The 22,254-nt window shown below is 71.7% G+C and carries 20 protein-coding genes; 14 read left to right on the top strand and 6 right to left on the bottom strand.

Translation table 11 applies throughout. The features are described from left to right. The first annotated feature begins 5 nt into the window (after positions 1-5). Positions 6-1,010, top strand: a complete 1,005-nt coding sequence (locus tag AB0F88_RS26335) for a MerR family transcriptional regulator (RefSeq protein ID WP_362689292.1) — start codon at positions 6-8, stop codon at positions 1,008-1,010. Positions 1,011-1,140: 130 nt separating this feature from the next. Further along, positions 1,141-1,746 carry a response regulator transcription factor gene (locus AB0F88_RS26330; RefSeq protein ID WP_362689289.1) on the top strand — a complete coding sequence of 202 codons (606 nt, stop codon included), beginning with the start codon at positions 1,141-1,143 and terminating at the stop codon, positions 1,744-1,746. On the opposite strand, the gene AB0F88_RS26325 is transcribed toward AB0F88_RS26330, so the two are convergent. Continuing rightward, the gene (locus tag AB0F88_RS26325; RefSeq protein ID WP_362689286.1) at positions 1,743-3,602 is read right to left on the bottom strand and encodes a histidine kinase; all 1,860 of its coding nucleotides are present in this window, start codon (positions 3,600-3,602) and stop codon (positions 1,743-1,745) included. The genes AB0F88_RS26330 and AB0F88_RS26325 overlap by 4 nt on opposite strands. A 103-nt stretch (positions 3,603-3,705) precedes the next feature. Between AB0F88_RS26325 and AB0F88_RS26320 the strand changes: the two genes are divergently transcribed. Continuing rightward, positions 3,706-4,821, top strand: coding sequence for an epoxide hydrolase N-terminal domain-containing protein (locus AB0F88_RS26320; RefSeq protein ID WP_362689283.1), 1,116 nt, complete (start codon positions 3,706-3,708; stop codon positions 4,819-4,821). A gap of 103 nt (positions 4,822-4,924) precedes the next feature. Here AB0F88_RS26320 and AB0F88_RS26315 read toward each other — a convergent pair whose 3' ends face one another. Continuing rightward, complete coding sequence (locus tag AB0F88_RS26315) at positions 4,925-6,328, bottom strand: MFS transporter (protein ID WP_362689280.1); 1,404 nt, start codon at positions 6,326-6,328, stop codon at positions 4,925-4,927. 88 nt (positions 6,329-6,416) lie between these two features. Between AB0F88_RS26315 and AB0F88_RS26310 the strand changes: the two genes are divergently transcribed. The 7 genes from AB0F88_RS26310 to AB0F88_RS26280 all read left to right on the top strand — a co-directional run bounded on the left by AB0F88_RS26310 (position 6,417) and on the right by AB0F88_RS26280 (position 13,123). Continuing rightward, positions 6,417-7,025 carry a TetR/AcrR family transcriptional regulator gene (locus AB0F88_RS26310; RefSeq protein WP_362689277.1) on the top strand — a complete coding sequence of 203 codons (609 nt, stop codon included), beginning with the start codon at positions 6,417-6,419 and terminating at the stop codon, positions 7,023-7,025. 295 nt (positions 7,026-7,320) lie between these two features. Further along, positions 7,321-7,602, top strand: a complete 282-nt coding sequence (locus AB0F88_RS26305; RefSeq protein ID WP_362689274.1) for a heavy-metal-associated domain-containing protein — start codon at positions 7,321-7,323, stop codon at positions 7,600-7,602. 142 nt (positions 7,603-7,744) lie between these two features. Beyond that, the gene (locus tag AB0F88_RS26300) at positions 7,745-9,175 is read left to right on the top strand and encodes an MFS transporter (protein WP_362689271.1); all 1,431 of its coding nucleotides are present in this window, start codon (positions 7,745-7,747) and stop codon (positions 9,173-9,175) included. Between the two features lie 130 nt (positions 9,176-9,305). Then, positions 9,306-9,587, top strand: a complete 282-nt coding sequence (locus tag AB0F88_RS26295; RefSeq protein WP_362689591.1) for a metal-sensitive transcriptional regulator — start codon at positions 9,306-9,308, stop codon at positions 9,585-9,587. Between the two features lie 35 nt (positions 9,588-9,622). Continuing rightward, positions 9,623-9,835, top strand: a complete 213-nt coding sequence (locus AB0F88_RS26290) for a cation transporter (protein ID WP_362689268.1) — start codon at positions 9,623-9,625, stop codon at positions 9,833-9,835. Continuing rightward, positions 9,832-10,833, top strand: a complete 1,002-nt coding sequence (locus AB0F88_RS26285; protein WP_362689265.1) for a hypothetical protein — start codon at positions 9,832-9,834, stop codon at positions 10,831-10,833. Before AB0F88_RS26290 ends, AB0F88_RS26285 begins: the two co-directional genes overlap by 4 nt. Before the next feature lie 31 nt (positions 10,834-10,864). Next, positions 10,865-13,123 carry a heavy metal translocating P-type ATPase gene (locus tag AB0F88_RS26280; protein ID WP_362689262.1) on the top strand — a complete coding sequence of 753 codons (2,259 nt, stop codon included), beginning with the start codon at positions 10,865-10,867 and terminating at the stop codon, positions 13,121-13,123. 86 nt (positions 13,124-13,209) lie between these two features. On the opposite strand, the gene AB0F88_RS26275 is transcribed toward AB0F88_RS26280, so the two are convergent. Further along, entirely contained in the window at positions 13,210-13,863 is a 654-nt protein-coding gene (locus AB0F88_RS26275) for a methyltransferase domain-containing protein (protein WP_362689259.1), read from the bottom strand. A gap of 111 nt (positions 13,864-13,974) precedes the next feature. Between AB0F88_RS26275 and AB0F88_RS26270 the strand changes: the two genes are divergently transcribed. The 3 genes from AB0F88_RS26270 (at position 13,975) to AB0F88_RS26260 (ending at position 18,005) form a co-directional block, all read left to right on the top strand. Next, positions 13,975-14,532 carry a TetR/AcrR family transcriptional regulator gene (locus tag AB0F88_RS26270; RefSeq protein WP_362689257.1) on the top strand — a complete coding sequence of 186 codons (558 nt, stop codon included), beginning with the start codon at positions 13,975-13,977 and terminating at the stop codon, positions 14,530-14,532. A 184-nt stretch (positions 14,533-14,716) separates the two neighbouring features. After that, positions 14,717-15,715: a class A beta-lactamase gene (gene bla / locus AB0F88_RS26265; protein ID WP_362689254.1), complete on the top strand. Its 999-nt coding sequence runs from the start codon at positions 14,717-14,719 to the stop codon at positions 15,713-15,715. 85 nt (positions 15,716-15,800) lie between these two features. Continuing rightward, positions 15,801-18,005 carry a transglycosylase domain-containing protein gene (locus tag AB0F88_RS26260; RefSeq protein WP_362689251.1) on the top strand — a complete coding sequence of 735 codons (2,205 nt, stop codon included), beginning with the start codon at positions 15,801-15,803 and terminating at the stop codon, positions 18,003-18,005. Here the strand turns inward: AB0F88_RS26260 and AB0F88_RS26255 are convergent. Both AB0F88_RS26255 and AB0F88_RS26250 read right to left on the bottom strand, forming a co-directional pair. Continuing rightward, entirely contained in the window at positions 17,989-18,351 is a 363-nt protein-coding gene (locus AB0F88_RS26255; RefSeq protein ID WP_362689588.1) for an ROK family protein, read from the bottom strand. The two genes, AB0F88_RS26260 and AB0F88_RS26255, sit on opposite strands and share 17 nt — an antisense overlap. A 141-nt stretch (positions 18,352-18,492) precedes the next feature. Next, positions 18,493-19,146, bottom strand: coding sequence for a TetR family transcriptional regulator C-terminal domain-containing protein (locus AB0F88_RS26250; protein ID WP_362689248.1), 654 nt, complete (start codon positions 19,144-19,146; stop codon positions 18,493-18,495). Between the two features lie 82 nt (positions 19,147-19,228). Here AB0F88_RS26250 and AB0F88_RS26245 point away from each other — a divergent pair, with 82 nt between their 5' ends. Beyond that, positions 19,229-19,897, top strand: coding sequence for a GAP family protein (locus AB0F88_RS26245; RefSeq protein ID WP_362689245.1), 669 nt, complete (start codon positions 19,229-19,231; stop codon positions 19,895-19,897). Positions 19,898-20,114: 217 nt separating this feature from the next. Here AB0F88_RS26245 and rox read toward each other — a convergent pair whose 3' ends face one another. After that, positions 20,115-21,542: a rifampin monooxygenase gene (rox, locus tag AB0F88_RS26240; RefSeq protein ID WP_362689242.1), complete on the bottom strand. Its 1,428-nt coding sequence runs from the start codon at positions 21,540-21,542 to the stop codon at positions 20,115-20,117. Positions 21,543-22,254 lie beyond the last annotated feature (712 nt).

The following is a 22,254-nucleotide window of genomic DNA, read 5'->3' as shown; positions in this document are numbered from 1 at the left end:
AGGCAGTGTTGATCGGTGATGTGGCACGACGGTCCGGGGTCAGCGCCCGCATGCTCAGGCACTACGACTCGCTCGGCCTGGTGCGGCCGACGGGCCGCACCGGCGCCGGCTATCGGGAGTACTCCGGCGAGGACATCCGGCGGATCTTCCATATCGAGAGCCTGCGGTCGCTGGGGCTGTCGTTGCGTGAGGTCGGGCGCGCGCTCGACGACCCCGGCTTCACGCCCTCGGCGCTCGTCGACGACCTCATCCGCCGGACGCGAGAACGCATCGCCGGTGAGACGGAGCTGCTCACGCGACTGCGCCGGATCGATGCCGCCGAACCGGCCGGCTGGGAGGACGTCCTCCAGACCGTCGCCCTCCTGCAGGCGCTGGGCTCGAAGAGCGCCGGGAAGCGCCAGCGCGCGGCCCTGTCCTCGGTCGAAGAGGTCTCGGTGCCGGTGGAGGCACTGGTCGAGGCGGCGCTGAGCGAGACGGACCCGAACGTCGCCGGAGCCCTTCGATGGGCTCTGGCGCGGTCGGGCGACGGCGGGCCGGCGCTGCTGGCGGAGGGCCTCGGCTCACCGGCGGCCGAGGTGCGCGAACGTGCCGTCCGGTCCATCGCCGAGATCCCGGACGGTGCGGCGACCGCACTGCTGCGGGACGCCCTCGCGCACCCCGACATCGTGGTCCGCAGGTACGCCGCTCTGGCGCTCGGGGTACGTGGAGTGGCCGACGCGGTCCCGACCCTCATCGACATGGTCGTCGAGGGGACGAACGACGTCGACGCGGCCGACGCGCTGAGCGCGCTGGCGACTCGCCCGGCGTCGGCGGAGCGGATCGCCGCCGGGCTCGTCGACCGCCTCGCCCACGGCACCACCGAACCGCCCGCACGCCTGCGGCTGACCCAGGCGCTCGCGGACATCCCGGGAATCACGGCATCACGCGCCCTCGCGGACCTGTCACATGACGAGGACCGTGCCGTCGCGCTCACCGCGACGTACATTCTCGGGGTACGCGAAGCACGATGACGGATCTCTCCCGGGCCGCTGTCGTGTCCGGGGCCCGGCCGTCGCCGGTCACCACCGGCCGGCCGGTGGTCGATCCGCCCGGAATGCCGGTGCGCCGACGATGGCACTATCCTCTGGCAAGGGGTGTCGGATGATCAGAGTGCTGCTGGCGGAGGATCTGCGGATCCTGCGGGAGGCGCTGGCCGGGCTGCTGCGGCTCGAGGGTGACATCGAGGTCGTGGCGGAGGTCGAGTACGGCGACGCGATCGTGCCCGCCGCCCTGGAGCATCGGCCCGACGTCGCGGTGATCGACATCGAGATGCCCCGCATGGACGGCCTGGACGCCGCCGCCGAGCTACATCGCCTGCTCCCCGGCTGCAGGACCCTGATCCTGACCGCCGTCGGCAGGCCGGGCAACCTGCGGCGCGGGATCAGCGCGCGGGTGTCCGGCTTCATCCTCAAGGACTCGCGGCCCGAGGACCTGGTGGCGGCGATCCGCACGGTGGCCGCGGGCGGGCGGGTCATGGATCCACAGCTCGCCTACACCACCCTGGACATGCCGGAGAACCCGCTCACCGACCGCGAGCAGGACGTGCTCCGCCTGACGGCGGGCGGCGCGACCCCCCGGGAGGTCGCCGGGCGGCTCCACCTGACGTACGGCACCGTCCGCAACTATCTGGCCTCCTCGGTGACCAAGCTGGACGCGCGCAACCGGGTCGACGCCATCCGCATCGCCACCGAGGCGGGCTGGCTCTAGAGGGGCACCTCGGCGGTGAGCACGAACAGGTCGCCCTCCGGCCCGGCCACCAGCCGCCCACCGGCTTCCACGGCGCGCTCGGCCAGGTTGTCCAGTCCGGTCCCCCGCCGCGAGGACGGCTCGGGCCGCCTGCCGAGGCCGTCGTTGGACACGCGGAGCCGTACCATGCCGTCCTGGCGCGCTGTCTCGACCCAGGCGAACCCGGCGCGGGAGTGCCGCACGACGTTGGTCGCGGCCTCACGCAGCACGGTGGCCAGCAACGTGTCGGCGCCGGCGGGCAGCGGCGCCGACACGTCGGCCGACAGCCTGACACCGGCGGCCTCCAGCAACGAGCGGGCGGCGGCCAGCTCGTCGGCGAAGACCAGCCGGGCGGGCGGGCCGGTGATGGCACGCACCTCGCCCAGAGTCCGCCGCGCGACGGGCAGCAGCTCGCGTACCTCCTGGCGCGCCCGGTCGGGGTCGGACTCCAGGAGCCGGGCGGCGAGCTCGCCTTTCAGGACGATCGCCGAAAGGCCGGACCCCAGGAGGTCGTGGACGTCCCTGGCGACCCGCAGACGGGCCTGCTGCACGGCCATCCGGGCGAGCCGGTCCCCGGTCTCGTTCAGACGCCTCGTCACCTCGGGCAGGCGGCACAGCGAGTAGGCGGAGGCGGCCCCCATGACGAGCCCGGACAGCCAGTACAGGCGGCTGGTGATGGGGTCCGGGTCCGGGACGAGCGCCAGGCCCAGCAGGCTCAGCCCGCCGACGACCAGTGACGGGCGCGGCCGCATCCGCACCATCGCGGCACCGACCGCCAGGAAGGCGGGGGGTATCAGCGCCAGGCCGTACATCGTGACGCCGGCGGCCAGGAGGAGCGCGTGCGCCGACAGGGTCCACGGCCAGGCGCGCGGGGCGGACGCGTCGCGGCGGGGTGCGCCGTGGTAGAGCTGCAACCCGCCGGAGACGACCAGCACGGCGACCGCCACCGCCCATCCCGCCGTGTCGGCAGAGCGGTTCTGGGTCAGGTTGGCGAGCGTGATGGCCGTGTAGTTGACCACGACGAGGAGCAGGGTCCACCAGGCGAACCGGAACATGACCGGGACCGGCGCGCTTTCGGCCGGACCGGGGGCGGGAAGGGTCCGCCGGTGGGTGTCGGCGATCTCACGGGCGGCCGCCAGTGACCGCCGGGCCCGCCGTACGACCTCGGTCAGGCCCGTCCAGATCTCGTCGGGCCGGAGAACACGGGCCGTTCCGGTGGCCTCGGGGCCCGCCGTCATGGCGGCGCCGAGGCCGCGGACCGAGTCCACGATGGCCGAAAGGTCCGCTCCGATGGTCTCACCCAGCCTGTCGACGGTGTCCAGGCGGTCCCTGGCCACCGCGAGCTCGGCGAGCCGGCGGCGTTGCGCGCTCGCCAGCCGTACCCGATCGGCGAGCACCACCAGCGCGAACAGGGTGAGCCCGACGTTCAGATCGGTCACCGTCCGCGCGGCGACGGCCACGGCGTCCTGGTAGTACAGGTACGAGATGCCGGTGTCGGCGACCACCACCAGCGCGAACAGCAGCCAGGACGCGGGAGCGGCCAGGGTCAGCAGCACGGCCGAGCCCAGGACGCCCGCGACCGGACCCCAGATGTCTCCGACGACGAGGAAGGACCCGAAGGTCAGCACCGCCTCCACCGCCACCAGCGGGCCGGGGCGTGTCCTTTCGCGCAACACCAGCAGGCCGTGCACCGCGATCAGCGCGACGACCAGGAGAGCCGCGGTCACCCTGTGCGGCGACCCGGCGGCGGAGTGGACGATCTGACCGAGCCTGCCGCCGAGCAGGGCGAGCAGCATGACCGCGACCAGTGCCCGCGCGACCTGCGGTTCCAGCTTCATACGCCCCCTGTGCACAATGCATGACAAGGACATGCATGCTGCGGATTCGTCCGGTGCACCGGACACTGGTGACCGCCAGGGCCGGATCGGCAGGATGAACGCCATGACAGACAACACCGCAATCCGGCCCTATCGCATCGAAGTATCACAGGCCGAGCTTGACGATCTCCAGGAGCGGTTGCGGCGCACCCGCTGGACACCCGAGATCCCGGGGGCGAACTGGAGCCGCGGCGTGCCCGTCGACTACCTCAAGAGGCTGGCCGGCCACTGGGCCCGCGACTTCGACTGGCGCGCGGCCGAGGCCGACCTGAACCGGTGGCCGCAGTTCACCACCGAGATCCAGGGCCAGACCGTCCACTTCAAGCACATCCGCTCCGAACGCCGCGACGCCAAGGCGCTCCTGCTCCTGCACGACAACCCCGGGGCGACGATAGGCCTGCTCGACGTCCTCGAACCGCTGTCACGCGACTTCCACCTCGTCGTACCCGCCATGCCGGGCTTCGGGTTCTCCAGCCCGCTCACCACCACCGGCTGGACCGTCAAACGGACCGCGGCGGCGTTCGCCGAGCTGATGGAACGGCTCGGCTACGACCGGTACGGCTCGCACGGCGGCGGTGGCGGCGCGAACCTCTCCGTCGAACTCGGCCGCCAGGTTCCCGACCGGCTGATCGGCCTGCACGTCAACGCCTACGTGGCCTTCCCCGGCGACGACCTCGAGGGCCTCACCGAGACCGAGCAGGCGCGGATGGCGACCATCCAGCGGTTCATGCAGGACGGGTTCGGGTTCAACGTCATCATGTCGACCAGGCCCCAGACCATCGCGTACGGCCTGCACGACTCGCCCGCCGGCCAGCTGGCCTGGGTGGTGGAGAAGTTCAAGGAATGGACCGACCCGAAGTCGGAACTGCCCGAGGACGCCTTCTCCCTCGACCGCATCCTCACCGACGTCAGCGTCCAGTGGTTCACCGGCACCTCGGGATCGATCGCGCAGAGCTACTACGACGTGGCCCACGACCCCGGAGCCTGGGGGCCGAAGGAGCGGGTGACCGTCCCCACGGCGTGCGTGGTCACCCCCGGCGACGTCACCGTCCGCCGTTTCGCCGAGCGCGACACGACGGTGACCCGGTGGACGGAGTTCGACAAGGGCGGCGCCTACGTCGCGCTGGAGCAGCCCGACATGCTGGTCGCGGACGTACGGGAGTTCTTCGCCGGTCTCTGACCCGGCCGGCCAGGGTACCGCACGGCGCCCCGGCCCCCGCACGTGAGGCCTCGAACGCCTGCCCGGACCCGGGATCCGGACGGGGTGAGCGTGCGGTGGCGGCTCAACCGGTCTCGGGACCGGCCCGGCCGGGCGTCAGGACGGCGGCCACGAGGGCCGCGGCACCTGCGGCGACCGCGGCGAGGACGTAGCCGCCGGTGAACCCCGAGAGCGTGTCCCCGATCAGGCTGGCCGCCGCGACGCTGGAGACGGCGGCGGCTCCGATGGAGGCGCCGAACTCGTGGAACGTGCTGACGATGCCGGAGGCGACGCCGGACTCGTGCGGGGCCACCTGGCCCAGAGCGGTCGCCGAGGCGACGACGAACAGCGCGCCGGTCCCGGCGGCCGCGAGCGCCGTACCCGCCACCACGGTCGCGGTATGCATCGACAGGGCGGGCACGGCCATGCCGACCGCGGCGACGAGCAACCCGGCCACGGCGAGCCGGCGCGCCCCGGCCCGGGCGATGGCCCGGCCGGTGAGGTCGGCCCCGAGCATCGTCGCCACCGCGACCGGGAGGAACAGCAGACCGGTCTGCAGGGCGCCGAAGCCCTGGGCGTGCTGGAAATAGAACGTGCCGAGGAAGAACACCGCGATCATCAGCGCCGTTGCCATCACGATGAGGAACGTGCCGGTGGCCACCGGGCGCCGAACCAGCAGCGCGACGTCCATCAGGGGCGACCTCGCGGTCTTCTGCCTGGCCACGAACGCCAGATAGCCCAGCGTGGCCGCCAGCAGGAGCCACCCGGTCGTGGCGGTGAGCCACCCGTGGTCCCCGGCGCGAGTGATCGCGTAGATCACCGCACCGGACGAGGCGGTGACCAGCAGCGCACCGAGCACGTCAAGCCGAGCTCCGGGCGCGGCCACCCCGTGGCGCGGCAGCATCCGGGCGAGAGCGGCAAGGATCACCAGCCCGATGGGCACGTTGACGTAGAAGACCCACGGCCAGCCCGGACCTGCGGTGAGCAGTCCCCCCAGCAGCACGCCGAGAGCCGCGCCCCCACCGCCGAGCGCGGACCAGATGCCGAGCGCCTTGTTCCGCTCCGCACCGTCGAACAGGGTCACCAGCAGCGACAGGGCCGACGGAGACAGCAGCGCCGCACCGAGTCCCTGCGCGATGCGGCCGCCCAGCAGCACACCCGCGGAGTCGGCGAACCCGGTCACCGATGACGCCACCGTGAAGATCAGCAGGCCGGCGAGGACCACTCGCCTGGCCCCGACCAGGTCGGCGAGCCGCCCGCCCAGCAGCATCAGGCCGCCGAACGTCAACGTGTACGCGCTGACCGTCCATGTCAGCGCCTCACGGCTCAGGCCCAGGTCGGTCTCGATGTGCGGGAGCGCGATGGCCACGACCGTGACGTCAAGGATCAACATCAGCTGGGCCACCCCGAGAAAGGCCAGGATGCGCCATCGCGACGGATGAGCCGAGCTGTTCGGCGGAGATGGTTCGTGGATCTCATGGTGCGTCATCGAGAGCCTCCGGCTAACTCGTATGGTTGTGTACGACTTCGAGCCGTGAGAGTAACACGTATATCTGCGTACGAGTTAAGGTGGTGGCATGCCTACCGTCTCTGCCGGTCCGCGCCGGCGCGCGGACGCCGAACGCAGCATCGCCCGCATCGTCTCCGCAGCACGCGAACGCCTGAGCAGCGATCCGGACGCGAGCGTCGACGACATCGCCAAGGCCGCCGGAGTGGGCCGGATGACGCTCTACGGCCACTTCCGCACCCGGGCGGAACTCGTCGAGGCCGCGCTCGTCGACGCACTGCGCGCCGGCGAGGAGGCGCTGTCGTCCGTCGATCTCACCGGGAACGCACGAGACGCCCTGGCCCGGCTGCTCGACTCCAGCTGGTCCCTCGTCGCCGAGTCCATGGCGTTGTCGAGCGCCGCGCAGAAAGCCCTTCCCGCCGGGCGCGTCCGCGAGCTGCACGCCGCCCCCGCGCGACGCGTCGAAGAGCTCATCCGCCGCGGCCAGGACGACGGCGTGTTCCGCACCGACCTGCCGATCTCCTGGCTGATCAACGTGCTGCACTACATCCTGAAAGGCGCCGCGGAGGAGAGTCGCACCGGGCGCATGGAGACGGGCGAGGCCGCCCGCGTCGTCATCGCGACGGCACAGGCGATCCTGGTCGCCACCCCGCCGGACCCTCACGCGACGCCGAAGTAGCGCGCCCTCGAAATCCTCACGAGGGCGCGCCCGGCGGGCGTGGCCACCACCGAGCTCGGCGAGCCCGCGCGGAACCCGAGCCCTCCGCGCCACCGGCCCGCGAACTCACCGCTCACGCTCCGCCCGTTGCGGTTTCCCGGACGTGGACGTCGCCGAGTTCCCGCCGTCCTCCCCCGGTGGCGATGTCGGCGAAGGCGCCGCACGCTCCGACCCCGTTGGCAATTTAACCCCCAGGGGGTATGTTGAAGTCGCAAACCGAGATACCCCACTGGGGTATTCGTGAGAGGAGACCCTTATGTGCACGGCATGCGCGTGCGGCACCGCGGAGAGCGCCTCCGCGCAGGTGGAGACCGGCGGCGGGAGCGTCTACCAGGTCAGCGGGATGACCTGCGGGCACTGCGTCTCCTCGGTCTCCGGCGAGATCGGCAAGGTCGGCGGCGTGAGCGACGTTCAGGTCGACCTGGCCACCGGCGCCGTCACCGTCAGCGGGGCGGGCTTCTCCGACGAGGAGATCCGCGCCGCCGTGGACCGGGCGGGCTACGCGCTGGTCACCCCCTCGCCGGCCAGCGCCTCCTAGAGCGACTTCGCCCAAGAGAACAAACGGTGGGCGTGCACTGGCATGCACGCCCACCCACGGGGCCGGTCGGACTCGACATCACACCCAACCCCATGACGCATCCTGCCACCACGGCATGGATGCGAGGAATCAGGAGTGCGGCATGAACGCCGTCAATCCCCGCAGGTGGCAGGCACTCATCGTGCTCGCCGCCGCACAGTTCATGGTCATCATGGACACCTCCATCATCGGCGTCGCGCTACCCGACATACAGCGCGACCTCGGGTTCTCCCCCGGCGACCTGCAGTGGGTGTTCAACGCCTACGTCATCGCCTTCGGCGGCCTGCTGCTGCTCGGCGGCCGGCTGTCGGACCTGTTCGGCGCCCGCAGGGTCTTCACCACCGGCTGGATCATCTTGATCATCGGTTCCGTCGTCGCCGCGCTGGCGGGCGAGGCCTGGGTCGAGATCCTCGGCCGCGGCGTCCAGGGCGTCGGCGGCGCGCTCATCGCGCCCGCCTCGATGACCCTGCTCATGATGCTTTTCGGCCACGACCCGCGTGAGCTGGGCAAGGCCATGGCCCTGTACGGCGCGGCGGCGCCGGCGGGCGGCACCGCCGGGGTGTTTTTGGGCGGCGTCATCACCGAATACCTCAGCTGGCCCTGGGTGTTCATCATCTACGTCCCGATCGGCCTGGCCACCCTCGCGGCCGTCCCCGCCCTGCTGCCCGCCGTCTCGGGCAGGCGCGGCTCGGTCGACGTACTGGGTGCCATCTCGGTCACCGCCGGTGTCGCCCTGGCGGTCTACGCCATCGTCCAGGCCCCCGAACAGGGCTGGGGCTCGGCCACCACGCTGGTGGAACTCGCCGGAGCGGTCGCGCTGCTGGCGCTGTTCCTGGTGATCCAGCGCACGGTTCGCGAGCCGCTCATGCCGCTTCGCGTATGGAGGACGCCCGGCCTGGCCACCGCCAACCTCGCGATGGCCCTGCTGGGGGCGGCCTGGATCCCGATGTGGTACTTCCTCAACCTCTACCTGCAGCAGGTGCTCGGCTACGGCGCCTTCCCCAGTGGCGCGGCCCTGCTGCCGATGACCGTCGCCATCATGATCTTCATGATCGGCGTCACCGCGAGGCTGCTGGGCCGGTTCGGTGCCAAGCCGCTGATCGTCGCCGGCCTGCTCGTCCTGGCGGTGGGCCTGGCGGGCCTGTCGCTCGCCAGGCCGGGTGGGACGTTCGCCGTCGACGTGCTGCCCGCCTCACTGATCGCCGCGGTCGGCATGTCCCTGGCCTACATCCCGGCCATGATGTCGGCCATGTCCGGGGTGCGGCCTGAGCAGAGCGGTCTGGCCTCGGGGATCGTCAACACCACCTACCAGGTCGGCTCCGCGCTCGGCCTGGCCGTGATGACCGCGATCGCCACCTCCCGGGGGGCCGCGCAGCTGGGGAACCTGCCCGCGCTCACCGGAGGTTTCCAGGCCGCCTTCATCGGGGCCGCGGCCGTGGCCGCCGCCGGTGCCGTGCTGACCCTGCTGCTCATGCGCACGCCGAAGCGGGCGGCGCGAACGCGGCCGCAGGAGCCGCAGCCGGCCGGTGTGTGACGGATCCGCCGGGCGCGTCTGCGACGCGCCCGGCGGATCGTCGCCGCGGATTGCGCCCGATGTTCTCAAAACCTTCGGAATACCATACGGGGGTATCCTGTTGTAGGAGGTGACGACGAAGGGCGGGGACATGCACGGCTACACCCACAACAAGCAGGACCATCTACGGCGGTTGCGCCGGATCGAGGGGCAGGCGCGGGGACTGCAGCGGATGGTCGAGGAGGACAAGTACTGCATCGACATCCTCACCCAGGTGTCGGCGGCCAACCGGGCCCTGCAGTCCTTCGCGCTGTCCCTGCTGGAGGAGCATCTGGCGCACTGCGTGGCCGAGGCCACCGCCAAGGGCGGCGCCGAGGCCGAGGAGAAGGTCAGGGAGGCCACCGAGGCCATCGCCCGCCTCGTTCGTTCCTGATCGACGAAACCCAGCAAACACAAGGAGTGATCGCCATGACCATCACCACCTACACCGTCACGGGCATGACCTGCGGCCACTGCGTCACCTCCGTCAAAGAAGAGGTCGGCGAGGTCCCTGGCGTCACCGGCGTCGACGTGGATCTGGCTACCGGCCTGATGAGCGTCCACAGCGAAAACCCGATCGACACGGCGCAGATCACGGCCGCGGTCGCCGAAGCCGGATACGACGTGGTGACCCCGTCATGAACACACCGGCCAGGCTGGGCGCCTACGCCCTCGGACTCGTCGTGATCTTCGGCGGCGCTCTGGGGGCCGGCAACGCGGTGGGTGCGACCGGTCCCGCCCCCGCGGCGGAGGCTCACACGACCCACGCGACCCCGGCTGCGAGCCAGGCGGGCGAGCACGCAACCCACACCGAACCGGCTCCCAACCCGGCCGCGACCGGCGAGCCCGTTCCCGGAGGTCTGCAAGTGTCCCAGGACGGCTACACCCTCCTCCCCCAGGCCACCACGCTCCAGCCGGGCAAGACGACGGACTTCCGGTTCAGCGTGATCGGCCCCGACGAAAAGCCCGTCACCGCCTACCGGACAGAGCACGGCAAGAAGCTGCACCTCATCGTGGTCTCTCGCGATCTGGGCAGCTTCCAGCACCTGCATCCCGAACCGACCGGCGACGGCGTGTGGTCGGTGAAGCTGACCGTGCCCGAGGCGGGCACCTACCGGGCGTTCGCCGACTTCGCCCCCGAGGGTGGCCGCGGACTGACCCTGGGCATCGACCTGCAGGCCCCCGGCGCCCAGGAACCCGAGGCGCTGCCCGCGACCAGCCGTACCGCCACGGTCGACGGCTACACCGTCACCCTGGACGGGGAGCTGACTCCCGGCGCCTCCAGCAAGCTCACCCTCAAGGTCGGCAAGGACGGCGGGCCCGTCACCGACCTGCAGCCCTACCTGGGCGCCTATGGGCACCTGGTCGCCCTGCGCGCCGGAGACCTGGCCTACCTGCACGTGCACCCCGACGGGGAACCAGGTGACGGTAAGACTCCGCCGGGCCCGCAGATCACCTTCTACGCCGAGGTGCCCAGCCGCGGCGACTACCGGCTGTTTTTGGACTTCCAGCACGAGGGAACCGTGCGCACCGCCGACTTCACCGTCCGCGCCGGCGAACTCCCCGCCCCGGCCACGACGCCGAGTCCGGCGGCGGCCACGCCGACCGCATCCGCCTCGCACGGCGACCACGAGCACTGACACCTGGCATGACGAGCGAAAGGAGCAGGTGATGTCCCCCCTCACCGATGACAAGCCGCCGACCACCAGCGGCTCGGTTGAACTCTCGATCGGCGGCATGACCTGCGCGTCGTGCGCCAACCGGATCGAACGCAAGCTCAACAAGCTCGACGGCGTGAGCGCGACCGTGAACTACGCCACCGAGAAGGCCAAGGTCACCTTCGGCGAAGGCGTCGATCCTCAGACGTTGATCGCCGAGGTGGAGAAGACCGGCTACAGCGCCACACTGCCCGCCGAGCCGAAGAGCGACACCGCGCCCGGTGAGGCAGACGGCGAACCGGCCGACGAACTTCAGTCGCTGCGCCAGCGGTTGATCACCTCCGTGGTGCTCGCCGTGCCGGTGATCGCCATGTCGATGATCCCGCCCCTGCAGTTCGTCAACTGGCAGTGGCTGTCGCTCACCTTGGCCGCCCCGGTCGTCGTCTACGCCGGCTGGCCCTTCCACCGGGCAGCCTGGACGAACCTGCGCCACGGTGCCGCGACCATGGACACCCTGGTCTCGCTCGGCACCGTCTCCGCACTCGGCTGGTCGCTGTGGGCGCTGTTCCTCGGTACGGCGGGCACACCTGGCATGATCCACCCGTTCGCCTTCACCATCGAGCGCACCGACGGCTCGGGCAACATCTATCTGGAGGCCGCCGCCGGAGTGACGGCGTTCATCCTGGCCGGCCGCTACTTCGAGGCCCGCTCCAAGCGCCGCGCGGGCGCCGCCCTGCGGGCGCTGCTGGAGTTGGGGGCCAAGGACGTCGCCGTACTGCGCGACGGCGTCGAGACCCGCGTTCCCGCCGAGGAGCTCAAGGCGGGCGACCGGTTCGTCGTCCGGCCCGGCGAGAAGATCGCCACCGACGGCGTGGTCGAAGAGGGAACCTCCGCCGTCGACGCCTCCATGCTCACCGGCGAATCGGTGCCGGTGGAGGTGCGCCCCGGCGAAGCGGTGACCGGCGCGACCGTCAACGCCGGTGGACGCCTGCTCATCCGCGCCACCCGCGTCGGATCCGACACCCAGCTGGCCCGGATGGCCAGGCTGGTCGAAGACGCTCAGACGGGTAAGGCCCAGGTCCAGCGGCTGGCCGACCGCATCTCCGGGATCTTCGTGCCAGTCGTGATCGCACTGGCCGTCGGCACGCTCGGCTACTGGCTGGGAACCGGCGGCGGGGCCGGGGCGGCCTTCACCGCCGCGGTGGCCGTGCTGATCATCGCCTGCCCGTGCGCCCTGGGCCTGGCCACGCCGACCGCCCTGCTCGTCGGCACCGGGCGCGGCGCCCAGCTCGGCATTCTGATCAAGGGCCCGGAGGTGCTGGAATCCACCCGCGCCGTCGACACCGTCGTGCTCGACAAGACCGGGACCGTCACCGAGGGCAAGATGACCCTGGCCGGCGTCCATCTCGCCGACGGCGAGGACGAGACGCAGGTGCTGCGCCTGGCGGGTGCCCTGGAGCACGCCTCCGAACACCCCATCGCCCAGGCCATCGCCCGAGGAGCGGCCGAACGCGTGGGCGAGCTGCCCACCCCCGAGGACTTCGCCAACCGCGAAGGGCTCGGCGTACAGGGCGTCGTCGACGGACACGCCGTCCTGGCGGGCCGCCCCGCGCTGCTCGCCGAGTGGTCCCAGCACCTGCCCACCGGCCTGGAGCGGGCACTCGCCGAGGCGCAGGCGGCGGGCCGCACAGCCGTCGCGGTCGGCTGGGACGGCCAGGCTCGCGCGGTCCTGACGGTGGCCGACACCGTCAGGCCCACCTCGGCCGAGGCGATCCGACGGCTACGCGCCCTGGGCCTGAGGCCGGTGCTGCTCACCGGCGACAACGAGACCGTCGCGCGGTCGGTCGCGGCCGAGGTCGGCATCACCGAGGTCATCGCCGAGGTGCTGCCCGCCGACAAGGTCGACGTCGTCAAGCGGCTGCAGGCCGAGGGCAGGTCGGTGGCCATGGTGGGTGACGGCGTCAACGACGCCGCGGCGCTCGCCCAAGCCGATCTGGGCCTGGCCATGGGCACCGGCACCGACGCGGCCATCGAGGCCTCCGACCTCACCCTGGTCCGCGGCGACCTGCGGGTGGCCGCCGACGCCATCCGGCTGTCACGCCGCACCCTGGCCACCATCAAGGGCAACCTGTTCTGGGCCTTCGCCTACAACGTGGCCGCCCTGCCCCTGGCCGCGCTCGGCCTGCTCAACCCGATGATCGCCGGGGCCGCGATGGCGTTCTCCTCGGTCTTCGTGGTCGGCAACAGCCTGCGCCTGCGCACTTTCAGATAGCGAGACACCGGTGCGGCCGCGACGATCCTGCCGGGCAGGCCGCCCTCTCGATCCGTCGCGCTCCTCGGGCCGATCCGTCGCGCTCCTCAGGCCGAGGGGCGCGAGGCGCGGACGTAGTAGAGCATGACCGGCAGGTCGCCCTCGTCGATGAGGTGGAATCCGGCGTCGGGGATCAGGTCGCCGAGCAGGTCCCGCGGGCTGTGTCGCATCGCGGGGCCCGACACCGTGCCGACGAGATGGGCGAGCAGGTGGTTGGCGGGCGGGCGGAACTCGGCGATCAGCAGCCGTCCGCCCGGCCGCAGTACCCGGAACATCTCCCTTACGGCGGCGCCTCGCTCGGCGGCCGGCATGTGGTGGACGGCCAGGCTGGAGACCACCACGTCGAAGGAGGCGTCGGGCAGGTCGAGCGCCTGCCCGGCGCCCGCGACGTAGGAGCAGTTGCCCGGGGCGCGACGGCGGGCATGGCCGATCATGGGTGGTGAGGGGTCGACGCCGGTCACGTGGCCTGCCGGGCCGACGAGCGGGGCCAGGATCCGGGTCAGGTAGCCGGTGCCGCAGCCGACGTCGAGCACCTGGTCGCCCGGCCGGGTTCCGGACAGCGCCGCCAGGCGGGTGAAGATCTCGCGCCGTCGCCCGAGCAGGCCGATGTTCGCCGCGATGTCGTAGGCGCGGGGGTGATCGATCGTCCCGCCCTCGTCTGCGTGCTCGGCGTGATTGTGGAGCAATCTTCCCAGTCCCATTATTGTTCTCCTCTCGAACAACCTGTTCAATAATGAATGATCCGTTCGTTAGCATGACGGGGTCAACAACCACTTCCGCCTTGCTGTGCCATACCGAACAGGACCGGTGAAGTGTCCGGAAACACCGACAGGCGGGTGCGGCGCACCCGGCAGGCGATCCAGCGCGCGCTGGTGGAGCTGATCCTGGAGAAGGGGTATGAGCCGGTGACCGTCACCGACCTCATCAACCGCGCCGACGTCGGGCGCTCGACCTTCTACGCCCACTTCGCCGACAAGCAGGCCGTGTTGTTCGCCAACCTGGACGAGGTCGCCTTTCTGCATCCGGCCCCGAGTGCCGACGGCCCGCTGTTCGGCTTCAGCCTGGCGATGTTCGAGCACGTGCAGGAGCAGCGCAGGCTGGTGCGGGCACTGCTCGGACGCCGTGGTGGCCAGATGGTGATCGCCCACGGCGAGCAACTGCTGCAGGCCGTCATCCGCGACGAGCTGCTCGCCCGGGGCGGGCGCGCCGGCGCCTCGCTCGATCTGGTGGTCACCTGCGCCGTCGGGGCGTTCATGGCCTTGGTGCGCAAGTGGGTGGACGGGGAGATCGACGCCACACCGGCCGAACTGGACGCGGCGTTCCACACGACGATCACCCCCGGCGCACGAGCGTTACTGGCGCGGGCGTGAGACCGGTGCGAAAGACCATCGGATCGTGGATACGCCACCGGCTGGGCGGCATGCTCCGGAAGACCTCCACAACCTGGCTGTATGCCATTTCAGCATAGATTTGCCTATTTCCGTCTTTGACGGCATCGGATGCCGGCGTGAGACTTCTCTGCGCCCCAGATCCACGACAGGAAGGCATCCCGCCGTGCCCACCCGGCTTCTCCGACGCGCCACGCTCTGGGCGCTGACCTCCCTCGCGTTCGTCCCGATGGCGGGGGTCACCGCGACCGGCCACGCGTCCACCACCCTGCCCACTGCCACGTCCACCACCCTGCCCACTGCCACGTCCACCGTCCCGGCAGCGCCGGCAGCGCCCGCGACGGCACCGGCGCCGGGCCAGATCCGGGCCGCGAAGGAGCTGCGCGCGCTGGAGGCGTCCTTCAAGGGCCGGATCGGCGCGTACGCCGTCGACACCGCCACCGGCGCGACGATCGGCTACCGGCCGGGCGAGCGTTTCCCGATGCTGTCCACCTTCAAGGCGATGGCCGCCGCGGCCGTGCTGCACAGGGCCCGCACCTCCGAACCCGGCCTGATGGACAAGGTCGTGCGCTGGACGGCCGCCGATCTGCAGGAGCACTCCCCGGTCACCGAAAAGCACGTCAAGGGCGGGCTGACCGTCGCGCGGCTGTGCGAGGCGGCCATCACCCAGAGCGACAACACCGCGGCCAACATGCTGCTGAGGCAGATCGGCGGCCCCGCCGGCCTGACCCGGTACCTCCGGACGCTGAAGGACCCGGTCTCCCGGCTGGACCGCTGGGAGACCGGGCTCAACGACTGGAGCCCCAAGGAGAGGCGCGACACCACGACGCCCGCGTCCATGGGCCGTGACCTGCGCGCGGTCACGACGGGCAACGCCCTCAACGCCAAGGACCGGCAGCGGCTGAACGCCTGGCTGATCGCGAACACGACCGGGGACGCCCGCATCCGCGCGGGCCTGCCCAGGACCTGGACGATCGGCGACAAGACCGGCACGAGCTCCAGGTACGGGGCCGGAAACGACATCGCGGTGGTCTGGCCGGGCCGGTCGGCCGCCCCCGTCATCATGTCGATCTACACCAACCGCAGGACCGTGGGCGGCGCCGTCGAGGACAGGGTCATCGCGAAGACCGCCACCATCCTCGCCCGCGGCCTCGGCAGGCTCTGATGCCGGGACAGCGTAAGGGGCCGGGGATCACCTCTCTCGCCGCGCTCCCCCGTCCCGTTCGTCCGATGCGCGCCGGGGGCGAAGGATGAACCTCTTCGGCCAGGAGCCGGACGACGCCGCCGTCCGGCGGGTGCACCGCCCGCGCCCGGCCAGGACCCGATTGTCAGCGGGGGCGAAGATCGTGCGTCTGGCCGGCGCGGCGACGGCAGTGGGGGTGCTGACGGCCGGGCTCGCGCTGCCCGCCGTGGGAGGCGCGGGGGCGGTGATCGTCGGAGCGTCGGACGGGCTCGACCTCAATCCCGCGGAGCTCACCGAGCCGCCGCTCGCCGAGAAGACGACCGTCCTCGACGCCAGGGGCCGCCCGATCGCGCAGTTCTGGGACGTGTACCGCGAGGTCGTACCGCTCGGCCGGGTGTCCGGCGTCATGAGGGCGGCCATCGTCTCGATCGAGGACTACCGCTTCTACGAGCACGGCGCGATCGACCTCGAAGGCACGGTGCGGGCCCTGGCCAAGAACCTCTCCTCGGGAGGGGTGAGCCAGGGGGGGTCCGGCATCACCCAGCAGTACGTCAAGCAGGTGCTGCTGAACACGGCCGTCACCCAGAAGGAGAAGGAAAAGGCCCTGGAGGCCAGCTACGCGCGCAAGCTCACCGAGTTGCGCTACGCGATGGGGGTCGAGCGGAAGTACACCAAGGACCAGATCCTCGAGAAGTACCTCAACATCGCCTATTTCGGCGCCGGGGCCAACGGTATCGAGGCGGCGGCCCGGCGGTTCTTCGGCGTGCGCGCCTCCCGGCTCAACCTGTGGCAGGCGGCCACCCTGGCCGGAGCCGTGCAGCTGCCCACCGCCACCGATCCTGAGGGCGGCGGGGAGAACCGGCGAAGGCTGCTGGAACGGCGCGACGTCGTGCTCGACCGGATGGCGGAACTCGGCGCGATCACCCCGCGGCAGGCCGCCGCGGCCAAGGCGAAAAAGCTCGGCTACCGGGGCACTCCCCTGCCCGGCAACTGCACGGCCAGCCCGTACCCCTACTTCTGCGTGTACGTGCGCGAGGAGTTCCTGCGCGATCCCGCGTTCGGCAGGACCGCGGAGGAGCGCGCCCGGCTCCTCTACCGCGGCGGCCTGACGATCAGGACGACGCTGGACCCCCGCATGCAGGCGGCGGCGGAAAAGGCCGTCAGGAAACACGTCCACGCCTCCGACGACCCCGTCGCCGCCGAGGCCCTGGTCCAGCCGGGCACCGGGATGATCAAGGCCATGGCGGCCAGCCGCGAGTACGGCACCTCCGCGCGCAGGAACGAGATGTCGTACAACATCGTGGCCGACACCGACCACGGCGGCATCGGCGGGTTCCAGGCGGGCTCGACGTTCAAGACCTTCACGCTGATCACGGCCCTGAAGCAGGGCATGAGGATCGACGACGGCTTCACCGTCGGAAACGGTTACCGCGCCTCGGGCTACGCCGACTTCAAGAACTGCCGGGGCGAGAACATCGGCGACCCGACGCACACCGTCACCAACGACGAGGGATCTCCGGGCTTCAAGTCTCTGCAGACCGGCACCTGGCAGTCGGTCAACACCTTCTTCATGGAACTCGAACGCCGTGTCGGCCTGTGCGACACCGTCCGGACCGCCAGGTCGCTGGGCATCAAGCGCGCCGACGACCGCAAGCTGCGGGAGTACGAGACCTTCACCCTCGGCATCAACGAGATGGACCCGGTGACCGTCGCGGCCGCCTACGCCGCCATCGGCGCGCGCGGGAAGTACTGCGCTCCCATGGTCGTCACCCGCGTCACCGACCGGAACGGCAGGGCGACCGGCCACCGGCCGAAGTGCCGCCGGGTGCTGGATCCCGGGATCGCGGACGCCACGGCGCACATCCTGTCGGGGGTGTTCACCAAGGGCACGATGCGGGCGGTGGGCGGCATCGGCCGCGACGCCGCCGGCAAGACCGGCACCAACGACGACCAGGCGAGCGCGTGGTTCGCGGGGTTCACCCCGGACCTGGCCGGCGCGGTGAGCATCGGCGACCCCCGGGGCGCCATCGCGCACAAGCTGAACGGCGTCACCATCGGCGGCAGGCATTACGGCGCCGTCTTCGGGGCCACCGTGCCCGGGCCGATCTGGAAGGACACCATGATCGGCGCGTTGAAGGGCGTGCCGGCCACCTCCTTCACCCCGATCGACTCGGCGCGGTTCGGCGGCTGCGGGCGGCACTGCCGGCCGGCCCGGACGCCTCCGGACGAGGAGGCGGCCGGCGAGACGGACGATCTCAGGCGTGGAGGGTGAGGGGTGCGGGCATCCCGTCGGTGAACAGCTGCGCGTCGACCTGGTCCAGGGCGACGCGCAACGCGCCGAGGGCGACGCTGTCCGCGCCGAGATCGGACGCCCTGATCTCGGGGACGCGCAGGCAGAGGCGGCGTAGCTCCTGCTCCAGGGGATCGATGATGAGGTCGGCGGAGCGGGAGTAGCCGCCGTCGAGGATGAGGCCGGCCCCGGTCCGCATGCCCGCCAGCAGGTAGACGATGTCGTCGGCGTCCTGCGCGGCGCCCTGCCGGCGTTCGGCGACGGCGGCGAGCTTGCAGTCGTTCTCGACGAGGACCGGGCAGGTGAACCGGGCCGCGCTGCCGAGCAGGTAGACCTCCGGGCCCGCGACGCGCCGGATCAGGGCGAGCGCGTCCCGGTAGGCCTGCTCGCGGGGTGCCCCGGAGTGCCGGACGCCGGGGGCGGCGCCGGCGTTGACGAAGTCGAGCTTGAGACGCGCCGCGCCGCCGGCTCACGGCCGGTGCGCGTACCGGTCCGGTCCTTCGTGAGGCACGGCCTGCAGCAGTGAACGCAGCAGCCACGCGGCGGTGTCGGCGGACACCTCGCCGGGGGTGTTCACGATCTGGCCGGCGAGTCCGTCGACGAACGTGTGCAGGAGTGCCGCCCAGAGCTCGACCTGGGCGTCGGGGTGCGGGAACGTGGCCCGGTCCGGTTCGCGGATCGACTCGTACCCGCGCATGGCGGCGACGCACTGGCGGTACAGCGCCCGCTGGTCGCTCCACGTCACCGAACCCCCCTCCGGAGGGTGCCGGCGCTCCCATTCCACGATCGCCGACCACAGCGCGTACTCCTCGCGCCGCTCGGTGTCGAGCGGCAGCATCTCCTCCACGATCGTGGCGATCCGTTCGACCACCGAACCCTGCGTGCGGGGCCGCTGGACGCGCGGGAGGACCCGCAGACGCAGGGCGTCGGTGGCGGCCCGTACGACGTAGGCCTGCAGTTCGTGCTGGTTGCCGAAGTAGTGCCGCAGGGACCCGGTGGACCAGCCGGCTTCGGCGGCGACCCCGCGGACGGTCACCCCGGCGAGACCTTCGCGCAGGATCACCCGGACGGCGGCCTCGCCGAGCTCGGCCCGCCGCCGGTCATGATCAACGAGTCGCGGCACGTGAAGATGCTAGCACGCGTGTGTTATTTTAACTGACACGGGCGTATTATTACGGTTCGTCGGCTCCCGTAAGGAGACAGGTTTGTCGATCGAGACGATCGGGGCGGTGCTCGGGCTGGCCCTGCTCGACACGCTGAGTCCCACCGTGATCGGGGTGACGCTCTACCTGCTGCTGGCCAGGCCGCGCCGCGTGGGCGTGCTGCTCGGCGTGTACCTCGGCTCGGTCGCGATCGCGTACTTCGCCCTGGGCGTGCTGCTCATGTTCGGCCTGGGCGCCGTCGTGCCGGTCGTCGACGAGACCGTGTGGGCCTGGGGGCAGGCCGTCCTCGGCGTGGCACTCATCGTGGGGAGCTACTTCATCCCCGACAAGGACCCCGAACGCGCGTCCGTCCAGGCCCGGTCCTTCACCCTGCGCGCGATGCTGCTGCTGGGGCTGGGGACCTGGCTGTTCGAGTTCGCCACCGCCGTGCCGTACTTCGCCGCGATCGGCGTCATGACCGCGGCCCATCTGACCGCCGTCCAGTGGTCGCCGCTCCTCGGCGTGTACGTGACCGTCATGGTGCTGCCGGGCATCCTGCTCCTCGCCGCGTGGGCCGCCCTGGGCGAACGGATGCGCGAGCGGTTCGAACGATGGCAGAGCAGGCTCTCCTCGGGATCCCGCTCGACGCTGCGCTGGATCGTCGGGATAGCGGGAGTCCTGATCCTCCTGGACGCGGCACCGGACCAGATCACCTTCACGACGAGTCCGTGACCGCCCGCGCCGGCACCTCGGCGAGGCTCCCGCGCGTCGTGACCCGCTCCTCGGCGGGGAACTCCACCGCAACGGCGAGGGACGACGGCGGACCGACGAGGGCCGCACGCCGGGCCCCCGATCGAACCGTCGCGAGCACGGGGACACGCGACACCGCACCTCGCGACACCGCACCTCGCGGCGTCTCACACGCGGCGTCGCGAGCCCGCGGCCGCGCTCAGCCGGCGGCGGCGCCGAACCACCTGGGCAGCCGGTCGAGCAGATCCCGCTGGTCCTCACCGGCCCACGCCACGTGGCCGTCCGGCCGCAGCAGCACGGCGGGCACGTCCAGTTCCTCGCCGACGTCGACGACGTGGTCGACCCGATCCGCCCAGCCGGCCACCGAGAGCCGGCCGGTCTGGTCGAGCAGCAGTCCGCGGCCGCCGCGCATCAGCTCGTAGAGGCGACCGCGCTTCAGCGCCACGTCCCGCATCCGCCGGCCGAGCAGGTCATGCCCCTCGCCGACGTCGTAGCGGACCCCGATCGCGACGATCTTCTCGATCAGGTGCCGGTTCACGTCCTCGAAGTCCATCAGCTCCGCCAGCAGCCGGCGCACCGCCTGCGGCCCCGGCTCGGTGGACATCAGCTCCGCCTGCGCGCGGGTGTTGTCCAGCACGTCGGCGGCCACCGGGTGCCGCTCGGTGTGGTAGCTGTCCAGCAGCCCCTCCGGTGCCCAGCCGCCGACCTCGGCGGCCAGCTTCCAGCCGAGGTTGAACGCGTCCTGGATGCCGAGGTTGAGCCCCTGCCCGCCCATCGGCGGGTGGATGTGCGCCGCGTCGCCGGCCAGCAGCACCCGGCCGGTCCGGTAGCGCTCGGCCTGCCGGGTGGCGTCGCCGAAGCGGGACAGCCAGCGCGGTGAGTGCACGCCGAAGTCGGTGCCGGCGAAGGCCCGCAGCTGTCGCCTGAACTCCTCCAGGGCCGGCGGGACCGAGCGGTCCCCGGCCACCCCCTCGGCGGGCACGACGACGCGGTACACCCCTCCCCCGAGGGGACCGAGGCCGAACCGCAGCTGGGTCCTGCGGACTTCGGCCACCACGGCGGCCACCGTCTCCGGCGGCACGGCCACCTCCATCTCGCCCAGCAGCGTGTCGATCCTGGAGGGCTCACCGGGGAAGCCGACGCCGAGCAGCCTGCGCACCGTGCTGCGGCCGCCGTCGCAGCCGACGAGATAGCGTGCGCGCAGTCGCGTGCCGTCCGCCAGCTCGGCGGTCACCCCCTCCTCGTCCTGGCTCAGCCCGGTCAGCTCGCGGCCGCGCCGGATCTCGGCGCCGAGCTCGGCGGCGCGCTCGGCCAGCAGGCGATCGGTGATGGTCTGCGGGATGCCGAGGACGTAGCCGTGCGCGGTGTCCAGCCGGCCGGGCGAGGGCTTGGTGATGCCGGCGAAGAAACCACCGACCGGATGCCGCCGGCCGTGGGCGAGGAACCGCTCCAGCAGGCCACGCTGGTCCATCACCTCGATGCTGCGCACGTGCAGGCCGAGCGAGCGGACGTGCGCGGTCGGCTCCGCCTCCTTCTCCAGCACGAGCACGCGCACGCCGTGCAGCCGCAACTCGCCGGCCAGCATCAAGCCGGTCGGTCCCCCACCGGCGACGATCACGTCGATCATGAAAACCCCCCATTGGACAAGGTCGCGTCTCGGCCGCCGCTCCGCGCGGTCCGGCGGCGCGCACCCGCGCCGCCGTACCGAGTCCTCCCGACCGCACCGCGGGTGCCACCGGCGGTCCGGCGTCCCACGTGCTCCGTACGCCGGTCGACGAAAGGACGCGTGCTTCGCGAGCTCCTGCTTTCCGCAGGTCCTGGCCTCGGCCGACGATTCTGCAGCATGACCCGGGGCTTGCCGCAAGCCCCCCGGTGCGCTGTACATTGAAAGTGGCGAGGAGTCCGCGATCTCCTTGCCTTCACCGTTTGTCGTCCGCCTTCACCGTCTGTCGTCCGTTGCGGACCGGCAAGCCCCTCCCGAGGCGGTGACGCGCCGCTCACGGCGACGCCGCCGGCTGGACACGCCCGGGACGCGTGCCCCTTCGTCCGGCGCGGTGCGATCAGCGTCCGGCGCGGTGCGATCAGGCCCCGGCCCGTGTCGTGCCCCGGCCCGTGTCGTTGAGGAGGAGTGTCGTTCAGGAGGAAGAGCCGCTCCGGCTCCGGCTCCGGCCGCGCCGGCTCCCCGGCGAACCGTCCGCACGCCGCCGCCCGCTCGTCAGCCGGAAACCCTTCGGGCAGGACGGCGGCCGTTCTTCGCGGGCCTGATGGTGATCCTCCCGGGCCGGCGGTGCCGGCGTACGCGACGTGCCGCCGCTTCTTGAGGAGATCGCCCGCCCAGA

The sequence above is a fragment of the Streptosporangium sp. NPDC023963 genome (assembly GCF_040639135.1).
In the GTDB taxonomy this organism is placed as follows: Bacteria; Actinomycetota; Actinomycetes; order Streptosporangiales; family Streptosporangiaceae; genus Streptosporangium.
This window is presented reverse-complemented; position numbering and strand designations above follow the sequence as displayed.